Origin of the sequence: Spirosoma terrae (assembly GCF_010435915.1) — a bacterium.
Lineage (GTDB): Bacteria > Bacteroidota > Bacteroidia > Cytophagales > Spirosomataceae > Spirosoma > Spirosoma terrae.
Genome location: NZ_JAAFZH010000017.1, coordinates 129,968 through 151,991, shown reverse-complemented (window position 1 = coordinate 151,991; position 22,024 = coordinate 129,968). Strand labels below are relative to the sequence as shown.

Here is a 22,024-nt window from a genome sequence, read left to right as displayed (position 1 = left end):
ACGTACTAGAATCAATCAGGGTATTCCGTTCTGGAACGTTATTTCTGTTGCCAGACCAATAGCACTCATCCGTATAGCAACGGACCGGCTGGTTGATTTTGTGCCGGGCTGGTCGCAGTGCACTCCTTTTTCAAGGAAGTAAACGTAGAACTTTTGATTTCGGTCTTCGATCTGATTGACATCCGGCCGCCCAAGTAAATCGCCAATGGTGTTGGCGGTTTTACCTTTCAGGTTCGGAATCTCTGCCTTGAAGTCCGAGACAAGCGTAGTCCGAACACCATTGCAACCTCCTCGGTCACTACGCCATTTTTTCAGATCTAATTTGCCGAATTGGTCAGGGGCGGTACTGCAGTTAGTCAGCAGAAAAACGATCGATAGTAAAAAGATAAGCCTCATAGTGCTATTCGGGTTGATCGAGATAGAAAGAGCACAGAGATCGATCTCTGTGCTCTTTCTATCTCGATCAACTTCATTGATTACTCATTATAAACTACTTGTAACAACGTTTGGCCAACTGCCTTGAGCGTATTTCGATCAATATTACTCATGTCATCTTCGGCAGTATGCCAGGCTGGAAAGAAACCACCAGAGCCGATGTTGGTATGAATAATGTCAATCATTGGAATTTTGGCAATGGTATTGGGGGCCAGATGGTCGTCGGTGATTTGACCGCCCTGCGCATCAACGAAATACTGGCTGTAGCCTAACCGACTAGCCGTTTGCCATACATTATTGACTACAGAGGGAGCAAACTGCATCGAAAGCCCTTCTTTGGCAAATGTTGCCCCTTTAGCGCCGACCATGTCCAGCAGGATACCGTAATAAGCAGAGTAACCAGGCTTATGCAAATTCTTTGCCCAGTAGCGAGATCCCAGGCAGAAACCTATATAATCGTATTGATTGCCGGTTTCTTTTTCAAAGTCGTTCGAGGCTTTATCGCCATTCCCCCAGTCTTCGGCATCAAAGAAAACGATGTCAATACCAACGGTTGGTTTTTGCTGACTTTGCTGAATCGTACGGGCCAGTTCGAGCAGCACACCTACTCCGCTAGCTCCGTCGTTAGCGGCCGTAACTGGTTTTGATTGGTCAGCTTTGTCTGGGTCCTGATCGGCATGTGGGCGAGAATCCCAGTGAGAGGCCAGAACGATACGTTTGGTTGCCTTAGGATTGATAGCACCGATGATGTTACGGGCATTAAGCTTTTTTCCATCCCACGTAGTAGCCACAAAATTTTGCTCTGTAACCTCACAACCGAATTGCTTCAGTTTGGCGACCAGATAATTCCCGGTGTTGACATGCGCCGGTGTATTGGGTACGCGCGGCCCAAATTTTACTTGTTTATCAATGTACGTATAAGCCGAGTCGGCGTTGAAAGACGGAGCTGTCACTACGTTGGTTTGCTCAGTGGTTTCGGTTGCATCGCTCTGGCTCTGTTTTGTTTTACAGGCGCTAACCGTTACCAGGAAAGCAACGACAGAAAGAATGATATGTCTACTCATTTTATTCTTCATAAGCCCAGTCGATCTGGTGTTTCATGTCTTTAATGGCCAGTCCCTGTGCTTTGAAGTACGAACGAATCTGGTCTACTTTATCGTACTGCTTTTGTTCTTTATACTCCCGGTAGAGAGTCAGCATGCCTTCCAATACAGGTTGATCGCTAGTGCCTTCTTCTTTCAGACCCAGTACGTCCTGCATGAACGTAACGAATGATTCCTTGAGTAGCGTAAACACCTCTTCTCCCAACGTAGCAGACTGAAGCTGGTTGAGGTAGATCATGTTAATGTATTTCAGCAGCGTAAATAATTGCGCGATAGCAACCGCCGTATTGAGATCGTCGTTCATAGCATCGTAAAACTGCTGAACGGCCTGACGGATATCCTGTTGCTTATCGTCGCTTGGCGTTACTGAATCGTCGGGCTGATAGTCTAGGGTCTTAATAACCCGTAATCCATTGGCTAACCGACGATACCCTTTTTGGGCAGCCTTCAATGCCTCATTCGAAAAGTCGAGCGTGCTACGGTAGTGCGACTGGAGCATGAAGAACCGTACAGTCATTGGACTATAGGCCTGTTCGAGCAAATAATGGCTCCCGGCAAACAGTTCGGCTGGCAGGAATGAATTACCCAATGACTTCGACATTTTCTGACCGTTAACAGTCAGCATATTCGAATGCATCCAGTACCGAACCGGATCGAGTCCTGTAAGGCCATCGCCCTGAGCAATTTCGCATTCGTGGTGCGGGAATTTCAAATCCATACCGCCACCGTGAATGTCAAATTGCTTGCCCAGATATTTGGTACTCATGCAGGTACATTCCAGGTGCCACCCAGGAAAACCAGCTCCCCAGGGCGAATTCCAGCGCATGATATGTTCAGGGGAAGCCCGCTTCCAGATCGCGAAATCGAGTGGATTCCGCTTTTCAGACTGGCCGTCCAGTTCGCGGGTTTCGTTCAGCAAGTCGTCCAGAATCCGGCCAGACAGCTTACCGTAATTGCCTCCTCGTTTATTATAGGTTTCGATGTCGAAATAAACGGAGCCATTCGACTCATACGCCAATCCATTGGCCAGCAAGGTTTGAACAGCTTCGATCTGTTCAACCATATGCCCGGTGGCTGTTGGTTCAATGCTGGGTGGGATGGTATTAAACTGCGCCATTACGGTATGAAAATCGTTCGTAAATCGCTGAACAATTTCCATTGGCTCTACTTTTTCGAGCTTCGCCATACGGCCAATTTTGTCTTCACCTTCGTCGCCATCGCCCACCAGGTGCCCTACGTCGGTCAGGTTACGAACGTAGCGCACTTTATAACCGATGAAGGTTAAATAGCGGTATAACGTATCGAATGTTAGAAAGGTACGGACATTGCCAAGGTGAACGTAGTTGTAAACGGTTGGGCCGCAGACGTACATCCCTACATAAGGGGCATTAAGCGGTTCGAACAGTTCTTTTTTGCGAGAAAGCGTATTATACAGGTGTAATGGTTGCATCGGTTGATTAACTGTTTCTAAAATACTGACACGGCGATTGGATTGCCGAATAGGCAACTAGAGAGGAGAACGTCAGCGGCTAACAACACTGAGCGATAAGAACGACTATTTCCTTTATCAGCATACTAGAAATGATCCTGTTACGAAAGGCGAAGTTACGGATTGTTCGGCGGAAAACGCTAGCCTAACTGACGCAGCCCGAACGCTTTTGGCTATATTCGCGCTTTGTTTTTAGACTTTACCCGCTTAGACAACAGTAATGCAGGTAGTTGACGTTGGCGCGAATGCCAAATATCAGAAAGAATTTATTGAGTTTCCCGTTCGTCTCTATCGGAACGATCCTTGCTGGATACGTCCATTGGATGCCGACGTAGAGGAAGTGTTCGACCCCGCCCGGAATAAACGTTTCGAGCATGGTGAATGCGTTCGGTATTTATTACTGAACGATAAGCAGGAAACCATAGGGCGGGTTGCTGCTTTTGTAGACCGCGAAATTGCCAACCTCGACAATGACCAACCTACGGGTGGTTTGGGCTTTTTTGAATGCATTGAAGACCAAAAGGCTGCTTTTATGCTTTTCGACGCCGGAAAAGCATGGCTTCAAAGTAGAGGTATGGAAGCCATGGATGGGCCTATCAACTTTGGCGATCGTGATCGGTGGTGGGGGTTATTGGTCGATGGTTTTGAGCGTGAGCCAAACTATTGTATGCCCTACACAAAACCGTACTATATTTCCTTCTTTGAAAACTACGGGTTTAAGGACTATTTCAAACAATTTACATTTGGCATACCCACAACCTGGGCAAAGCTGGTGGATATGTCGCAGGCGGTAAAAGACCGGGCGCAACGTGTTTACGACAATCCGGATTACAGCTTCAAAACAATCAACAAAAAAGATTTACCAGCCGCAGCCGAACAGTTCAGGCATATTTATAATGCCGCCTGGGGAGGCCATAGTGGTGTGAAAGGCATGACCGCAGAACAGGCCCAGCTATTGATGAAAAAGCTGAAGCCAGTTATCGACGATAAGATTATTTATTTCGCCTACTACCGTGACGAGCCGGTTGCTTTCTTCGTCTGTTTACCAGAGCTCAATCAGGTATTTAAACATGTTAATGGCAAGTTAGATCTGATCGGTAAATTGAAATTTTTGTGGCACATGCTGCTCAAAACCAACCATAAAGCGTTTGGCGTGGTATTTGGCGTAGCGCCCGAACATCAGGGTAAAGGCGTTGAAGCGGCCATTGCGCTACGTATGCCGTACGAAGCGGATCATAATCCCGGATTCCAGTATACCGAATTAGAAATGAACTGGGTGGGCGATTTCAATCCAATCATGGTACGGTTTGTCAGTCAACTGGGTTCTAAAATTGTCAAAACACACGTTACGTACCGAAAACTATTCGACGAAACGAAACCATTCAAACGATGCCCCGTGATTGGGCGGAAAAAATAGGTTCTCAGTGAATAAATCGCGTACAGAAGCACTGAAAACTATACACTAAAACTGAAAACTTATAAAAATGAGCTTACTTACCGTTGGATCGGTTGCGTTTGACGCACTGGAAACACCATTCGGCAAAACCGACAAAATCATAGGCGGTGCCGCTACGTATATTACCTTATCCGCTTCGTATTTTACAAAGAAGAATAATCTGGTAGCGGTTGTCGGCGATGATTTTCCGCAATCGATGATTGACTATCTGCTTCAGCATGGTATCAATACGGAAGGGCTTCAGATCAAACAAGGAGAGAAAACGTTCTTCTGGTCGGGTCGGTATCACAATGATATGAACACCCGTGATACGTTGGAAACACAACTGAACGTAATGGAAAATTTCGATCCTGTGATTCCAGACTCGTATCAGGATTGCCAGTATCTGATGCTGGGCAATACGGCCCCCGCGATTCAGCAGATGGTTATTGAGCGACTGAAGACCCGTCCGAAGCTAATCGTTCTGGACACGATGAACCTCTGGATCGATATCGCCAACGCGGACCTTAAGAATCTGCTGAAACTAGTCGACGTATTGGTCGTGAATGACGAAGAAGCTCGTCAGCTGACAGGCGAATACGCGTTGGTAAAAGCTGCGGCTAAAATTCGGACTATGGGTCCTAAAACGGTAATCATTAAGAAGGGCGAACATGGTGCACTTCTGTTTAGCGAAGACCGGATTTTCTTTGCGCCTGCCTTGCCACTCGAAGAAGTGTTTGATCCAACCGGAGCAGGCGATACGTTTGCCGGTGGTTTTATTGGTCATCTGGCCAAAACGGACGATATCTCGTTTGACAATATGAAGCGTGCTATTATTTATGGTTCGGCAATGGCATCGTTCTGTGTGGAAAAATTCGGTGCTGAGCGAATGCTAAACCTGACAGATGAAGAAATTCAGGATCGAGTGGATCAGTTTGTAAAACTATCGGCCTTCGGTCTTTAGATGAAAAAAATAGAGTAGAGCGTCGGCATTGATGCTCTACTCTATTAACGTATAATTGGCTATTATTAAGTTATATATCTATTTTATAAGAAAAGGTTTATTTTTGTTACTATTTTTATTGTTGAATAAAATTTATAGGATTGTAACAAAGTGGAGGCAATCCATGACTGTCTGTTTATCAGTATAATTACACTATCATGTCTGTTCTCTACTTTATATATTTAGTTTTCTTAATCTATCTAGCTGTATCTGTATTTTATCTGGCTGTATTTGCCATTGCCGGTCGCCTTGGTCGCGCCGATGATACGTATCCGTCGAGCCAGCCTCCTCGTTTCAGAAAAATTGGCGTATTAATTCCGGCCTATAAAGAAGACGCTGTTATTATTGATTCGGTGAATGCAAACTTAAAGCAACAGTATCCAGCCCATGCATTTGACCTGATTGTTATAGCCGATTCTTTTCAGCCACAGACGCTGGCAAAACTGGCAACAATGCCGGTGCGGGTAATTGAAGTGTCGTTTGAAGTATCTACGGTTGCTAAAGCGATCAATACCGCTCTGTCAAAAATATCGGACGACGAATACGAAATTCTGGTCGTCTCCGATGCCGATAACCACATGGCCGCTGATTTCCTGAGCCGGATCAATACGGCTTTTGACCAGAACTGGAAAGCCGTTCAGGGGCATAGAGTTGCTAAGAATACCAACACAAGTGTAGCCGTTCTGGATGCTATAAGCGAAGAAATCAACAACCATATTTTCCGGAAAGGCAGTCGGGCATTAGGGTTGTCTTCGTCGATTATTGGTTCCGGTATGGCCTTCGACCCTGTTCTGATGAAGAAGGGCATGTCGAATTTACATACGATGGGTGGATATGACAAAGAGCTGGAAATGAATATTGTTCTGGCTGGCTACAAAATTGCCTATCTGGAAAATGCTTTTGTTTATGATGAAAAAGTAGCTCAGCAGGCCGTATTCGAGAATCAACGGACCCGATGGATTGCTGCACAATGGCAATTTCTGAAATTTTATTTCAGACGAGGAGTAACCGAATTGATGAATGGCCGGATGGCAAGTGCCTTCAAGGTTATTCAGGCTTTAGTGTTACCACGGGTATTATTATTGGGAGTACTATTTGTGTGCACTTTGCTGGGCTTCTTGAGCCCTATTGCTACGTTATGGCTCATTCCATTGCTTTCATTAACCGCGCTTTGCATTAGCCTGGCTTTATCAGTGCCGGGCTATCTATGGAGACAGATTGGTATGCGCGAACTTATGCTCGTGCCTGTGCTGATGTTACGTTTCGCTAGAGCTATTTTCAATATGCGGAAAGCATTTAAGAGCTTTTTACCTACCCCCCATACAAGCTCGGCAGAGCAGCAGAAGGATAAAATGAAGCTTTCCTAACCAATAGGTATGAAGTGGGTTGTACGGCGTAGGAATTAAATTTATCCATATTTCAGTCAGCCTTGTCTATTGTATCCAAGTTATAAATTACACTGAATCTTTATAGGGAATTTCTGTATTTGCTACGTTCACAGCCGATTAGATTTCTAGAAATAATACTAAATACTCGTAATGTATATTGTGACACTGTGAGCAAATTCCCGTCAAAAGTTTGCTAGAGTCTACTAGATGGACAGATAAAGTGGTAAATTCTTTACTTAACGATAAATAATTGACCAATTAATAAACATCTTCTTTAACAGGTTCGATTAGAGGGGTAAAAAAAGATGTTAACAGCAAAACTTTTAAAGAATGATGTCTGATATTCCCAGGCGGTTCGAGCATATCTATTACCGAATTGGCCTGATTTTATTATTCGGTGGCTTGGCTATTACACTTAGTTATGGGCAAAAATCCAGCGGTAGACGATTAATGATGTTCGGCCAATCGTCAGGAGCTGCCAATGACACTGTTTACCTGGATATTGATCAGGATATTGCCGTTCAATTGATTCCTTTCGAGGAGTTGCTCAAACTTGCCATTACCAACTCGCCACTGATTAAATATCAGAATGAGGTTGCTAACTCACTCGATGCTACGTATCAAGGCTCTAAGGCTCAAATACTGCAAAATGTAGCTGGCTACGCGAACTACTCGGGTGGTAACCAGTCTATTATTTCATCGGGCTCATCAATACCTAACCGGGACCCTATCGGTCAAATCGCTAACGGATATCGGGTTGGGGTTGACGTACGTCTTTCGTTGCACGATTTATTTGGCCGTAAACACCAGATTCGGCAGGCTTATTCAAACTATAAAGCGGCTGTCATTCAAAAGGAAACGATTGAGCAGCAAATAAAGCGTGAACTGATTACGATCTATCAGGATATGATCACATCGCAGCAGGTATTGAAGCTTCGACTGATCGATGAGCAGGCATCTCTGGCTGCCTACAGAATTGCCGAGTCTGAAATTCAGAAAGGAAAGATAACTGCTGATGGGCTGGCCAATGCAACCAGCCGATATATAGAAACGAAATCCATATCGGAGCAAATAAAAGGTGAATTTCTAAAGAATGTTCACATTTTCGAAGCGTTAATGGGTGTACCTATTCAGCGATTGAAGCGTAATTAGGAAAGATATGACAGTCGAGGTGTTTCTACGTCTTCTAAGGCAACATATACTCTGGTTCATTCTGATTCCCTGCGTAACTGCTGGGGCTGCTTTTTATTTTACGCGTAATGAACGAAAAGTATATAAATCTCAGGCAACACTCTACACCGGCTTAGTGTCGCGGTATTCGTTGCTTTCCGATAAGCAATCGGGCTTTGTCGATCGGTCGGCCAGTGCTATTGATAATATTCTAACAACGCTTGGTTCAAAGGAGACTTTGTTACAAATAGGGGTAGATCTGCTGACGGATCACCTACGGCTACGTGAGCCTGATACGTTAGTACTGGGGGCTGAAGGTTTTGATCAGCTTCGGCAAGCCCTTCCGACCAGCTGGCAGGCTCAGCTGATAACCGATGGTGATTCGGCTCATTTGCACCAAACGCTGGATAGCCTCGCCCATTCTCCTTACGACAATCCCATAAAAGCATTGTTGATCAAGTCAGAAACGCACTATTCTATTCAGCAAATCGGTGAAAAGCTGAAAGCTACTGCCCGCAAGAATACGAATGATGTGCTGACAATGGAGTACGAGGCCGATGATCCGGCGGTTGCTCAGCGTACACTTGTTTATGCCATTAAAGCATTAAATCAGCGGTACACGAATCTGAAAACGTCGGAAACCAATTCGGTGGTTGGCTATTATGAAGAAAAATTGCAGAAAGCAAAACAGACGCTGGCCCAGGCAGAAGCGAACCTGAAGTCGTTTAATACCAACCACAAGGTATTGGATTATGACGAAGAAGCCAGAAATGTTGCTACGTCTCGCGAGGCACTGATCAATGAATACAATCAGGAGCTGATGCGAAAAAATGCAGCTAAAGCATCACTCGATGCCCTTAACAAGCGGACGACCCAGCAGAGTACGCTCAACGCGGCCAATTCCGATTTGAACGATAAGCAAAAGAAACTGACCGATGCCGAAAATAAACTGGCTAATGCCAGAGCGTATGGTCAGCCACGCGCTGTAATCAGTCGTTTGCAGGAGGCCGTTGCTAAAGCGTCTGACGATTTGCGGGCGAGCGCTCAAAAATATGATGCAGTCACGAATGCTTCCGATGCCTTACCCGCTCAGGAAATGGCCGCAGAACGGATGTCTAAGTCGTTGGAATATGAAGAGTCTGTTGCTCGATTAGAATTGTATAAAAAGCGTATCAGCGAGTATCAGGACAAAACAAATGAATACACGCCACTAGGCTCTCAGCTACGTCAGTTACAACGTGACTTAACTGTGGCTGAAAAAGAGTATCTCGATCTATTACAGCAGGTTGAACAGTCGCAGACTCGCCGTCAGGATATAGCCATTGGCGGTACGCTTGAGATTATGGATGCGCCCGATTTCCCGCAGGCCCCGCAAGTGTCCAAACGCCTTCAGTTAGTGGCTATTGGAGCGGGAGCTGGTATTTTTATTGCCTTGCTGTTGACCGCGTTACGTTTCTGGTTAGACAATCGAATTCACTCACCAGCGCAGGCTGAATCGATGATTGGAATGCCTGTGACCGCTATTTTTCCGGTTATTAAAAAGCCGAATGTTTTCTCGAAAGCGACAATGGCAGCCCGTAATACGTTCGAGCAACTATTTAATACCATAAACGTCGAGATTGCCCAGGGCGTAACGAAGTCGCATCCGCCTATCATTACGCTGTTCAGCATAGGATCGAAACAGGGAAAAACCTGGGTTGCTAATGGGCTGAATCAGTTATATACGGAGGCCGATCAGCAGGTGGCCTATTGTTATCCACGGGCAACGGGTAAAGAACAGCGCGAATACCATAAAGGATTGACCTATTTCCCCTATACGATTCGGCCGGATTTTATGAACGTAACGGCGATCGATTATCTGGTCGATTATAAAGATGGTTTCGACGCATCGCAATTTGATCGGATCATATTCGAATTGCCGCCGTTGCTCAACAATCAGATTCCGGTTTATTTGTTGAAAAACAGTGCCTTGTCCCTACTGGTCGTTGACGCCAGCAGTGCCTGGGGGCGGGCAGAAAAGCAGCTGTTGAGTCTGTATGTACGGGTTACGAATCAACCCATATTTACAGTTTTGAATAAAGTTGAAAGTAATTATATCGACGTTCCGGGCGTAGCTGATATCAAACTGACCCAGTCAGGGTCAGAGCGATCAATAGCGCAGCAACGTAACGTACTATAATGGGCGTTGATAAATAACGTAGAGCCTTCTGCGTTGCAGTGAATTTGCCTATGAGATAAGACCAGGTGTCTTGTAGGCACCTTAACGGACTATTGGTATGCAGGTTTCGCAAGACATAGAAAATCGGGCTTATTTCTCGCCTTCCTTTGTTCACGAGTTTGTTGAAGAGATAACCCGTGAACATAAGGAGCAGGTTGCTGTAATTTTCGGTGAACAGAAACTCACATACCCACAACTGAATGATCGGGCTGATCGTCTTTCTCAGATCATTCTGAACACCGATCCTGACGCGTCTATCGTTGGTATAAGCACTACCCGTAGCCTGGAAATGGTGATTGGTGTACTGGCCATTTTAAAAGCCGGGAAGGCTTATTTACCGCTGGACCCTGCTTACCCCGACTATCGGCTACAGCAAATAATTAGTGATTCTGGTCTCAAAACGTGTCTTACAACACAACAGGATAAATCTGGATTTGAACATCTGGGGCTTCGTTGTGTTGCATCTGATGTCGTTTATACGGAAACGTCGCTAACGAAAGCAACCCCTACTAGTACCGCTTACGTACTCTATACATCTGGCTCAACCGGGAAGCCTAAAGGTGTTTCTATGGGACATGGGCCGCTGATCAATTTATTGCAGTGGCAGGCTCGCGAATCAACGGCTGGATATGGTAGCCGAACGCTACAATTTGCCCCCCTAAGTTTCGACGTATCGTTTCAGGAAATCTTTGCTACGTTAGGCACCGGTGGTACGTTGGTTTTGATTAATGAAGATCTTCGGTTAGACCTGAATGCATTACTGGCGTTCATTGACGAACAGTCAATTAATCGTCTATTTTTACCTTTTGTAGCGCTTCAGTATTTAGCAGAATCAGCGGTTAGTGCAGAGCAATTTCCGGCTTCGTTACAGGAGATAATGACCGCTGGTGAGCAACTCAAAGTGACGCCCCAGCTGGTAGCGTTCTTCAAAAATCTACCAAATTGCGTTTTATATAATCAATACGGCCCCACGGAATGCCACGTAGTGAGCCAGTTACGACTGGATGGCGATCCTGCAATCTGGCCGCTGTTGCCATCTATAGGCCAGGCCATTGATAATGTTGAGCTATACATCGTTAATGAAAGCCTTCAACTACTCCCTGACGGAGATGTTGGTGAACTAGTGATTGCAGGAGCTTGTCTGGCAGAAGGCTATCTGAATCAATCCGCTCTAACCAGCGAGAAGTTTATTGATCTCACAATTCCAGAAAAAGGTACAGTAAGTATCTATCGTACAGGCGATTTAGCGCGGTATCAGACCGACAGAACTATTGAGTTTCTGGGGCGTCGTGATGATCAGGTTAAAATCAGAGGGCATCGCGTTGAGTTAGGGGAACTGGAAGTGATTATTAACCAGATCGACGGCGTAAAACAGGCCGTCGTTGTGGCACGTGAAGGTCTAGGGGGCCAGAAACGGTTAATTGCCTATCTCGTTGGCACAACCGATCAGGTCAATCAGGCGGGTATTCGTAAAGAGCTGGAACAGCGCTTACCGGAGTATATGATGCCGTCGGCTTTTGTCTGGCTGGCCGATTTCCCAAAAACCAGTAGTGGTAAGGTCGACAAAAAACAATTGCCTGATCCCGAGCTTAAACGTCCAGATTTGACAACGGCCTATCGGAAACCTAAAACAACCGATGAGCAGGCCATTGCTCGTGTATGGCTCACGTTGTTTGAACTTGACCGAATTGGGCTAGATGATAATTTCTTTGAGCTGGGTGGAAACTCATTACTAGCTCAGAAGCTGGTTGCTGCTTTACAACACGAAAAGTACACCATACCCGTAACAAAACTCTATCAATACCCTACGATAGCCGGTCTGGCCACTTTTTTACAGTCGACGTTACGTGCGCCAAGCCCGGCATCAATCAGCCCGGCGAAAGAACGTGCTGATGCAGAAGTGGATAGGGACGTAGCGGTTATTGGTATGGCGGGCCGTTTCCCCGGCGCCAATTCCATCGACGAGTTATGGAATGCGTTAAAACTAGGAAAGGAAACCATTCGGTTTTTTAAGGATAGTGAACTGGATGACAGTATATCGGATCGGTTCAAAAGTGACCCGCTCTACGTAAAAGCGCGGGGCGTGATCGATAATGCAGATCAGTTCGATACGGGTTTGTTCGGATTACCGCCCACTATTGCCCAATTGATGGACCCTCAGCAGCGGGTTTTTCTGGAAATAGCCTGGGAAGCCCTGGAGCAAACGGGCTATTTACCGCAGCATTATGGTGGTCGGGTAGGCGTTTTTGCCGGTTGTGGCAACAATACGTACTACCTGAACAATGTACTGAGTAATAAAGAGCTGGTTGATCAGGTGGGGAGTTTTCAGGTGATGACTCTGAACGAAAAGGATTACATCGCTTCCCGAACGGCCTACCAATTAAACTTAAAAGGTCCGGCCGTTAGTGTTTACTCGGCCTGTTCAACGTCGTTACTGGCCATTTCTCAGGCTGTCCAAAGTATTCGGAGCGGACAGTGTGATGTTGCGCTGGCTGGTGGTGCCAGCATTACGTCGCCAATTAACAGTGGACATTTGTATCAGGAAAGGGCCATGCTTAGTAAAGACGGGCATTGTCGCTCATTTGATGCGCAGGGGCAGGGAACCGTTTTTAGTGATGGGGCTGGTGTTGTTCTCCTGAAAAGCCTGGAAGCGGCTCGCCGGGATGGGGATACGGTTTATGCCGTCATTAAAGGTATTGGTGTCAATAACGATGGTGCTGGAAAAGGCAGTTTCACGGCGCCGAATGCTGAAGGGCAGGCTGGAGCAATTGCGATGGCTATTGACGATGCGCGGATCGATGCATCCAGTATTTCATACATTGAAGCTCATGGAACGGCCACTCCGCTTGGTGATCCAATTGAGATGGATGGTTTGAGCATCGCTTTTGGCGAGCAATCTGAAACGCAATTTTGTGCGATCGGCTCCATTAAGAGCAACATGGGTCACCTGACTCAGGCGGCTGGGGTTGCTGGACTGATAAAAACCGTGCTGGCACTTCATCATAAACAGATTCCGGCCTCAATAAATTTTAGTGTTCCGAATCCAGCGATCGATTTTGCCAATAGCCCCTTTTTTGTCAATACAGAGCTTAGAGACTGGACATTACAGGACAATCATAGAGCGAAGGCCAGACGGGCGGGCGTCAGCTCATTTGGGGTTGGCGGCACCAACGTACATGTTGTTTTAGAAGAGTTTGCGCCGGAAGTAACGGCCATACGTACTGATTCAGACGTAGTGGAACGGCCAGCCCAACTCATTACGTGGTCGGCAAAGACAGCCAATAGCCGTGAGCTTTACGCGAATCGTCTGGCCGACGTAGTGGATAAGCAGGATGTTAGTTTGGCCGATACTGCATTTACGTTGCAAACAACAAGAGCCGATTTCAGCCATCGCCGATTTATTGTAGCCCATTCCAGCAGTGAGTTAGTCGAAAAACTTCGTGTCCCCGGTAGTACGTCTGGATCAAAAACCGCTAAAGATGCTCCGGGCGAAGTGGTATTTATGTTTCCTGGTCAGGGCGCGCAATACCTGAACATGGGCCGGGTGCTATACGAACATGAAACGGTCTATAGACAAGCCATTGACCAGTGCGCTGAATTACTGAATGCCTACATGGACACCGATATTCGTCGGGTGCTGTATCCACAAACTGGCGATCAGGAAGCGGAGCAACGATTAAAAAATACTCGTTACACCCAACCAGCACTGTTTGTTACGGAGTATGCGCTGGCTCAGCTTTGGATGAGTTGGGGAATTGAACCCTCTGTATTCTGTGGGCATAGTATCGGGGAGTTTGTCGCGGCTCATCTGGCGGGCGTTTTTACCCTGGACGATGCGCTGAAGCTCATTGCTATCCGTGGTCGGATGGTCAGTGAACAACCCCGTGGAAGCATGCTTACGGTTCGATTGCATGCCGAAACGCTTCAGTCAATGATGCCCGCTACGTTGTCGATAGCAGCTATCAACAGCCATAAGCTATGCGTAGTGGCTGGGCCTGATGAATATATTGCTGATTTTGCGCGACTGTTAGATGAGCAATCGATCCTGAATCAACCGCTCGAAACAAGCCATGCTTTTCACTCCGTAATGATGGACCCCATTGTTGGGGATTTCGAAAAGCTGGTGCAGGGCGTTACGTTGAATCGATTACAAAAACCAGTTGTATCGACCGTAACGGGGACGTGGCTTACGGATACGCAGGCTATGGATCCCGGCTATTGGGCGAATCATTTGCGCGAAACAGTACGTTTTGCCGATGCAGTTGATACTCTTTTGGCGCTAGACAATCCACTGTTGCTTGAAGTGGGGCCAGGGCACGTTACGGCTACACTAGCGCGTCAGCAAAAGGCCGCAAGGCCAATCACTATCCTGGCGGGGTTGGTTAATCATCAGGATTGGCCAACGGCCTGTCAATCAATTCTGACAACGTTAGGCCAATTGTACGTCAATGGGCTGAATCCTGACTGGCGTGCATTTTATGCCGGTCAGGCCAGAAAACGAATAAATCTACCTACATATACTTTCGATAGAAAACGTTGCTGGGTTGATCCAGTTGTGGTGGCACCAATTGCTGCCAGTAGCGCTGGTGATACGTCTCCTGTAACGACTCCCTCTACTTTAAAAACAAAGGTTAGTATGAGAAAAGACATGTTGATCCGTAAAATCAATGATTTATTAGAAGCTGCGTCGGGCATCGATATGGCCGATGCAACTCCCGATATGAGTTTTCTGGAAATAGGTCTTGACTCATTATTATTAACCCAGGTTTCGCTGACGCTGAAAAAAGAATTTGGCTTGCCAATAACTTTTCGGCAACTGACGAACGACTATGCCACCCCTGGTTTGCTGGCCGATTATCTGGATCAGGCGTTACCGCCTGAACCGGCTCCGACGTCTGAAACAAGTAGTAGTCAGCCGACTCCGACTGTAGCCCCGCAATCCATTGGGCCGGTTAATACAATACCGGCTGGTGTGCCACTTTCAACCAACGATACGGCCCTGGGTTTACTGGCCCAGCAGTTACAACTACTGGCTAAGCAAGTTGCATTAATGCAAGGTGGTACTACGTATAGCGACGTTCCTGCGTCTGCTGTTTCGCAGCCGGTGCCAGCCCAGTATGGCGCCAACGCTACGTTATCCGATCACGCACCGACGGCTAAACCCGTAAAAGCGGATGGCAATGATCTGACGCCAGAAGAAAAGGTAGAATTGAAAAAGCCATTTGGCGCTACCGCACGTATCGAACGTCAGGCGTCTGAACTAACCGACAGCCAGCAAGAGTTTTTAACCCGTTTAACCAATCGGTATAATCAGAAGACGGGTAAGAGTAAAGCCTATGCGCAGGAAAACAGATCGCACATGGCCGATCCGAGGGTTGTAACCGGATTCAGGCCGTTAACTAAAGAGATTGTTTATCCGCTGGTCGTAAATCGATCAAAAGGAAGTCGGCTGTGGGATATAGATGGCAATGAATACATCGATGCACTGAATGGCTTTGGCTCAAATATGTTTGGTTATCAGCCTGAGTGGATAAAGCAGGCCTTGCATGACCAAATTGAATCAGGCTACGAAGTAGGCCCTCAGCATGAGCTGGCTGGCGAAGTGAGTCAGTTGATTTGCGACTTAACCGAGGCTGATCGGGCTGCTCTGTGCAACACGGGTTCTGAAGCAGTACTGGGTACGATGCGGATTGCCCGTACCGTTACGGGCCGATCGTTAATCGTTGCGTTTTCGGGCTCTTATCACGGAATTGTAGACGAAGTTCTAGTACGTGGTACCAAAAAGTTGAAATCCTTTCCGGCAGCTCCGGGGATAATGCCCGAATCTGTGCAGAACATGCTCATTCTGGATTATGGAACCGACGAAAGTCTGAAAATTATCCGAGAGCGTGCTCACGAACTGGCCGCCGTTTTGGTTGAGCCCGTGCAAAGCCGTCGACCCGAATTTGCCCCTATCGACTTCCTTAAAGAAGTACGGGCCATTACGGCTGCTTCGGGAACGGCTCTGATTTTTGATGAAGTTATCACCGGGTTCCGGATGCATCCGGGCGGGGCTCAGGCTCTGTTTGGTATAAAGGCGGATTTAGGGTCCTACGGGAAAGTAGTGGGCGCTGGCTTGCCCATTGGTGTAATTGCCGGTAAACGAGAGTTTATGGATGCGTTGGATGGTGGATTCTGGCAGTACGGTGATGACTCGGTACCTGAAATAGGCGTTACGTATTTTGCTGGTACGTTTGTGCGGCATCCGCTGGCGTTAGCGGCCGCCAAAGCGTCTCTGCAATATATGAAAGAGCAGGGAGTTCAGTTGCAGCAGGAATTAACCCGCAAAACGAAGCACCTTGCCGATTCGTTGAATAGTATTCTCGACTACCATAAACTTCCCATTTTTGTTGCTCAGTTTGGGTCACTCTGGAAAATTAAGTTTACAGAGGAGGTTCCTTATGGCGAGCTGTTGTTTACGTTGATGCGCGAGAAAGGTGTTCATATTTGGGATGGTTTTCCGTGCTTTCTCTCGGAAGCGCATACCGATGCCGAAATCGGAGTAATTATCGACCGTTTTTCCCGGAGTATTAATGAATTAATTGAGGCTGGCTTTTTAGATGCATCTCCCACCTTGTCTAGTAGGGTGAAGATGGCTAGCGTAACGCTTGTAGGAGATTTACCACCCATTCCTGGCGCGCGGTTAGGTCGAGATCAAGTAGGTAATCCTGCCTGGTTTATACCGAATCCAGATCGCCCTGGTAAATATCTACAGGTTAAACAAAATGACATCTAAATGCTCAAGGCTATCCACACAAACATATCGCTTATTGAAATTGATTTTGATCCATTTATTGGCGCTGAGCTTGCCCGGTTTGCGCCAGTCACAGAATCACAAGAAGAGATATGGACATCTTGCCAACTAGGAGGAGATGATGCGAGCCGAGCGTATAACGAGTCCGTTTCATTAAAATTAAACGGTAGTTTAGATAAAACGGCTTTTGAAAAATCATTGTCGGCACTGGTTTACCGACATGAATCATTACAGTCAGTATTTAGCGGAGATGGCACTCAGATTTGTGTATTGAGAGAACTGCCAATCAACCTGGCCTACATTGACTGTTCTGAAATAGACGAGCATGAGCAAAAGCAGGTTATTGCTGATTATATTCAGCAAGATGCACTTTATGTTTTTGACCTGGTTAATGGGCCACTAATAAAGTTTGGCCTCATCAAATTATCGTCTACGGAGCACTGGTTCGTTTTAACGGCGCATCACATCATTTGTGATGGCTGGTCGATGGGGATCATGCTTCAGGACCTGAGTGCTCTTTATTCAGCTTATGCGCAGCAGTTAACGCCTTCGTTAGCGGAAGCCCCACGGTACACACAATATGCCGTCGACCAGGCGGCTTTTCAAAAAACGGCCGAAAATCAGAAGGTTGAGCAATTCTGGGTTGATCAATATAAAGAAAGCGTACCTGTTCTATCATTACCGACCGATTTTCCTCGTCCCGCGCTACGTACCTACAAAAGCCAGCGCCGGGATTATCCGCTAGATAAAGCCTTGATCGTTGCGATCAAGCAAATGGGTATTAAAGCCGGTAGCAGTTTTGTTACTACGTTAATGACTGCTTTCGAGGTGCTGTTGCACCGATTAACGGGGCAGGATGATATTGTGCTTGGCTTGCCAGCGGCTGGTCAGTCGGCTACGGGCAATCTTCGCCTGGTAGGGCACTGCGTAAACCTGCTTCCGTTACGTAGTTTTCCAACATCAGATCAGAGCTTTCTCCAATTTTTAAAACAGCGTAAAGAAGCTGTTCTTGACGCCTACGAGCATCAGCAGCTTACATTTGGCAGCTTACTGAAAAAGATACACCTCGCTCGGGATTCATCAAGGGTACCGCTGGTTCCGGTTATCTTTAATCTCGATATTGGCCTGGACGATGATGTCGCTTTTTACGGTCTCGATCATCAGCTGATTAGTAACGCCAGGGAGTTTGAGACAGTCGAGCTTTCGATTAATATTAGCGGGTCATCGGCTGAGGCATTAACGATTGAATGCTCGTATAATACGCAGCTTTTCAAGGCCGAAACGGTTGACCGGATGATGGCCGAGTTCGTGAATCTGCTGGAGGCCATTGTGGCCGATCCAACGATTCCTATTGAACAAATTCCGTTGACCGACCAGCATGAATTGATTCGAAAAATTGCTAGCTGGAACAATACGTCGGCAGAATACCCTCGTCATACACCTTTACCAGTACTTTTAGACCAGACCGCACGCGCTTATCCCCGCAAAACGGCGCTGATTTCGAATGGCAAACACGTCAGTTATGACGAGCTGATCCAGGCCGCGAACCAATTGGCCCGATCCCTTCAAAACAAAGGAATTCGCACCGGTGACGTAGTAGGTGTTTTATTGGATCGTTCGCCCGAGTTGCTCATTAGCTTGTTGGCCATTCTGAAGGCTGGCGCAGCGTATGTACCGATCGATCCGGCCTATCCGCAGGATCGTATTGTGTTTATGCTGAATGATTCATCCGCTAAACTAGTACTAACCTCAAAAAAATATGCAGGTCGTCTAACTCATCAGGCTCAGGAGGTCCTTGTCGATCAGGCGTTGGTAGAAGCAAAAGAGTTATCTACCGATCCGCCAACCGTTTCGGGGGCGGGTACTGATTTAGCGTATATCCTCTATACGTCAGGTTCCACCGGGCTTCCTAAAGGCGTTCAGGTTGAACATCGTAATCTGGTTAATCTGTTATACAGCATGATAACCATGCCCGGTATTACGTCGGAAGATGTGTTGCTGGGGGTTACAACGGTTTCATTTGATATTGCGGGTCTGGAGCTGTATTTGCCTCTATTAGTAGGCGCTACGCTTGTTTTGGCCGATGCCGAAACAACTCGGGATGGGTACGCTTTACTCCAGGCATTGAGTCAGCCAGTTTCGATAGCACCCGCCGATCAAAAACAGCCGATAACCATTATTCAGGCCACTCCCGTAACGTATAAAATGATGTTAGCTGCGGGGTGGGATCAGGTTATTCCGGTCAAAATTTTGTGTTGCGGTGAGCCGCTGTCGAAAGACCTGGCCCAGAAGCTAACGGCTCGTTGCGCTTCGCTCTGGAATATGTACGGGCCTACCGAGACTACCATATACTCGACAGGGAAGCAAATCAATGCTACGGACGAGATCATTACAATTGGTCGACCAATCAATAACACGCAGGTCTACATTCTGGATGAGCAATTGAATCTCTTGCCGGAGGGGATAGTCGGTGAACTATACATTGCTGGCGATGGCGTAGCACGTGGCTACCTGAATCGCCCTGAACTGACAAGGGAAAAGTTTGTTCCGAACCCGTTTAGCGCCGGTCGGGAAACAATGTACCGCACTGGTGACCTGGGTAAGTTTATGGCCGATGGTGAAATTCACTGTCTGGGACGTAGTGATCAGCAAATTAAAATACGTGGTTATCGGGTAGAGCCGGGCGAAATAGAATATGTGCTGGTTAAGCTGGAGGGAATTAAGGAAGCGGTAGTGGTTGCCCGCGAAGATCGGCCGGGCGATCAGCGGCTGGTAGCGTATCTGGTAACCAATCCCTTTCAAACCGGAGACGTGTTTGTTCGGAACGTTACGTTCTGGCGGAACAAATTACTGGAAAGCCTGCCAGATTATATGGTTCCTGCTGATTTCGTCAATCTGGACGCGTTGCCGGTTACGCCTAATGGAAAAATTGATCGGAAAGCATTGCCGAAGCCAGAAAGCGCGTTACGTCTGGCAACGGGTGCAGTTGTCGAGCCAACAACAGAAGCCGAAAAGCTTATTGCCTCTATTTGGGCGGAAGCACTGGGGGTATCCAGGATTGGTATTAACGATGATTTTTTTGAGCTTGGTGGTCATTCGATGATAGCCGTGCAGGTGATGACCCGGCTTGAGAAAGAAACTGGTCGGCGTTTACCACTGTCGACATTAATGACTTACCCAACGATTCAGAAACTGGCCTTGCTGATCCAGGAAGAAAAGCCAGCAGCCAAATGGAAGTCATTGGTTCCTATTCGGCCCAAAGGACGTAAAATGCCCGTTTATATCATTCATGGTATTGGCTTAAACGTCCTCAATTTTAGTGGCTTACTGGCTAACATGGACCCTGAGCAACCCATATATGGTTTTCAGGCTCGGGGACTGGACGGTGTCGATGAGCCGCCTGATACTATGGAAGCCATAGCCTCTTTCTACGTACAGGAGTTACTGGATCAAAACCCTTCGGGACCCTACGCTATTGCGGGATATTCCTTCGGTGGCTACGTAGCGCTGGAAATGGCTCGCCAGCTGAAGGAAATGGGCAAAGAAGTAAAAATGCTGGCCATGTTCGATACAAATGCGCAGGAGTCAGAAACAAACTATGATATAACTACCTGGCTGAGTCGGAAAATAGTACGTCAGTTTCCTAAAGTTATCTGGTTTACGAAATCGTTGTTGAGAGACCCTGTTTCAACAATTCGCTATCAGCAGGAGTATGCACAACGTCAATTTGGTAATCTGTTACGTTGGTTTGGGCTGCGGGAAGATGCCCCACAGGAAATAGGGTTTGATCTCATAAGCCATATTGTAGAGAAACACGAAATGGCTTATGAAAAGTATAAAATGAAACCTTACGATGGAGTTATTGACCTGTTTAAAGCGCAGGTCAGGCTCTATTTTGTGGAGGATAGTAAGTTTCTGGGCTGGAAAAAATATGCCTTAAAAGGTGTGCGCGTCCACAATGTTCCGGGAGATCACAAAATGATGCTGCTGCCGCCCAACGATAAAGAGTTTGCTCAGGTATTACAGCACGCACTAGATAACTGCTAGTGCGTGCTGACGACATTTATAAGCCAATACGTTCCTGTAAATTCATGAGTTTGCCTAACATCTTGGCATAGAGCAGTGCAGGTCGGGCTACGGTTGGCCGATACGTTTGCAGGGATAAGAAGTTATCATTGGCAAAGTCATTCCAGTTCGCTGCATTCAGGTGAACTCTACCCAGTGAAATACAGGGTTCGTGTATCTGTGTGGTGTGCCACCACTTTGTAGGAAACAATATCGTTTCCCCTTCTTCAACAGTAACTTTTATAGGGTTCGCCTTCTTGAACAAAGGGAATTTTTCGTAGTCAGGATTAAACACATCGACCTGAGAAACCTTGGCATTATCCTCTCTGGGATACATATACGGAGTCTGGTCGGGCGAAAAAAGGAAAAAGTCCTTTGAGCCGTAGAGCTGTGTAATCTGCGTATGTAGAAATAATACGTCTACATGTAGGAAAGGAAACGAACCGCCATTGCCTCCCAGGAAAATCTCATAGACTTCCGTTCCATTAAGCATGAATTTTGGCAATAACGGATGTTTGACTCGGTCCGATTTGGCGTAAAGTATTTCTGGTGTTACGTCTGCCAGTAACTCAGGCGCTTGTTTTTCAATATTAAAATTAAATGGATAGGGTGCCGGATTTTCGGGGGTAGATGCCAGCATCAGATCGACATATTCGCTTATTGAATATGTTTTTCCCTTTATAGTCTTAGTTATATGACTGTAGTTTTTTTTGAAAAAATCGGGGGTGAACTTACCCATACCTTTCCATTCTTTAGTCGCATCTTTTACGATAACCGGAATAGAGGGCTCTATATAATTTTTGATAAGTTCGAGTTGTGTAATGTTACTTACTTTATCGATTTTAGCTATAGTGGGTTGCTTCTTTTTATCGTAAGTTGTATTTGGAATCATAGTGTTGAAATTAAATAGAGTTAAGACTTTAAT

Annotated in this window: 11 protein-coding genes; 7 read left to right on the top strand and 4 right to left on the bottom strand. The window is 46.6% G+C overall.

What is annotated here, in order from left to right; translation table 11 throughout:
- Positions 1-15: 15 nt before the first annotated feature.
- The 3 genes from GK108_RS26495 to cysS form a co-directional block, all read right to left on the bottom strand.
- The gene (locus tag GK108_RS26495; RefSeq protein ID WP_163954604.1) at positions 16-396 is read right to left on the bottom strand and encodes a hypothetical protein; all 381 of its coding nucleotides are present in this window, start codon (positions 394-396) and stop codon (positions 16-18) included.
- 80 nt (positions 397-476) lie between these two features.
- Positions 477-1,499: a M28 family peptidase gene (locus tag GK108_RS26490; protein WP_163954603.1), complete on the bottom strand. Its 1,023-nt coding sequence runs from the start codon at positions 1,497-1,499 to the stop codon at positions 477-479.
- A 1-nt stretch (position 1,500) separates the two neighbouring features.
- Positions 1,501-2,988 (bottom strand): cysteine--tRNA ligase, encoded by a 1,488-nt coding sequence (gene cysS / locus GK108_RS26485; RefSeq protein WP_163954602.1) that lies wholly within the window; start codon positions 2,986-2,988, stop codon positions 1,501-1,503.
- A gap of 259 nt (positions 2,989-3,247) precedes the next feature.
- Between cysS and GK108_RS26480 the strand changes: the two genes are divergently transcribed.
- From GK108_RS26480 to GK108_RS26450, 7 genes are all read left to right on the top strand, one after another.
- Complete coding sequence (locus tag GK108_RS26480; protein WP_163954601.1) at positions 3,248-4,444, top strand: hypothetical protein; 1,197 nt, start codon at positions 3,248-3,250, stop codon at positions 4,442-4,444.
- A gap of 67 nt (positions 4,445-4,511) precedes the next feature.
- Entirely contained in the window at positions 4,512-5,426 is a 915-nt protein-coding gene (locus GK108_RS26475; protein ID WP_163954600.1) for a PfkB family carbohydrate kinase, read from the top strand.
- Positions 5,427-5,623: 197 nt separating this feature from the next.
- Complete coding sequence (locus GK108_RS26470; protein WP_163954599.1) at positions 5,624-6,832, top strand: glycosyltransferase; 1,209 nt, start codon at positions 5,624-5,626, stop codon at positions 6,830-6,832.
- A 351-nt stretch (positions 6,833-7,183) separates the two neighbouring features.
- Entirely contained in the window at positions 7,184-8,005 is an 822-nt protein-coding gene (locus GK108_RS26465; protein ID WP_163954598.1) for a TolC family protein, read from the top strand.
- Positions 8,006-8,012: 7 nt separating this feature from the next.
- Positions 8,013-10,202, top strand: a complete 2,190-nt coding sequence (locus GK108_RS26460) for a GumC family protein (protein WP_163954597.1) — start codon at positions 8,013-8,015, stop codon at positions 10,200-10,202.
- 97 nt (positions 10,203-10,299) lie between these two features.
- On the top strand, positions 10,300-17,016 hold the full coding sequence (locus tag GK108_RS26455; RefSeq protein WP_163954596.1) for a polyketide synthase: 6,717 nt from the start codon (positions 10,300-10,302) through the stop codon (positions 17,014-17,016).
- Complete coding sequence (locus GK108_RS26450) at positions 17,017-21,081, top strand: non-ribosomal peptide synthetase (RefSeq protein WP_163954595.1); 4,065 nt, start codon at positions 17,017-17,019, stop codon at positions 21,079-21,081.
- Positions 21,082-21,097: 16 nt separating this feature from the next.
- Here GK108_RS26450 and GK108_RS26445 read toward each other — a convergent pair whose 3' ends face one another.
- The gene (locus GK108_RS26445; RefSeq protein WP_163954594.1) at positions 21,098-21,991 is read right to left on the bottom strand and encodes a cupin-like domain-containing protein; all 894 of its coding nucleotides are present in this window, start codon (positions 21,989-21,991) and stop codon (positions 21,098-21,100) included.
- Positions 21,992-22,024 lie beyond the last annotated feature (33 nt).

Bases quoted from the DNA above. Each gene is read 5' to 3' on its own strand.
- GK108_RS26465 (WP_163954598.1), top strand. From the start codon at position 7,184: ATGATGTCTGATATTCCCAGGCGGTTCGAGCATATCTATTACCGAATT.
- cysS (WP_163954602.1), bottom strand. From the start codon at position 2,988: ATGCAACCATTACACCTGTATAATACGCTTTCTCGCAAAAAAGAACTG.
- GK108_RS26445 (WP_163954594.1), bottom strand. From the start codon at position 21,991: ATGATTCCAAATACAACTTACGATAAAAAGAAGCAACCCACTATAGCT.
- GK108_RS26450 (WP_163954595.1), top strand. From the start codon at position 17,017: ATGCTCAAGGCTATCCACACAAACATATCGCTTATTGAAATTGATTTT.
- GK108_RS26490 (WP_163954603.1), bottom strand. From the start codon at position 1,499: ATGAGTAGACATATCATTCTTTCTGTCGTTGCTTTCCTGGTAACGGTT.
- GK108_RS26480 (WP_163954601.1), top strand. From the start codon at position 3,248: ATGCAGGTAGTTGACGTTGGCGCGAATGCCAAATATCAGAAAGAATTT.
- GK108_RS26455 (WP_163954596.1), top strand. From the start codon at position 10,300: ATGCAGGTTTCGCAAGACATAGAAAATCGGGCTTATTTCTCGCCTTCC.
- GK108_RS26470 (WP_163954599.1), top strand. From the start codon at position 5,624: ATGTCTGTTCTCTACTTTATATATTTAGTTTTCTTAATCTATCTAGCT.
- GK108_RS26460 (WP_163954597.1), top strand. From the start codon at position 8,013: ATGACAGTCGAGGTGTTTCTACGTCTTCTAAGGCAACATATACTCTGG.
- GK108_RS26475 (WP_163954600.1), top strand. From the start codon at position 4,512: ATGAGCTTACTTACCGTTGGATCGGTTGCGTTTGACGCACTGGAAACA.
- GK108_RS26495 (WP_163954604.1), bottom strand. From the start codon at position 396: ATGAGGCTTATCTTTTTACTATCGATCGTTTTTCTGCTGACTAACTGC.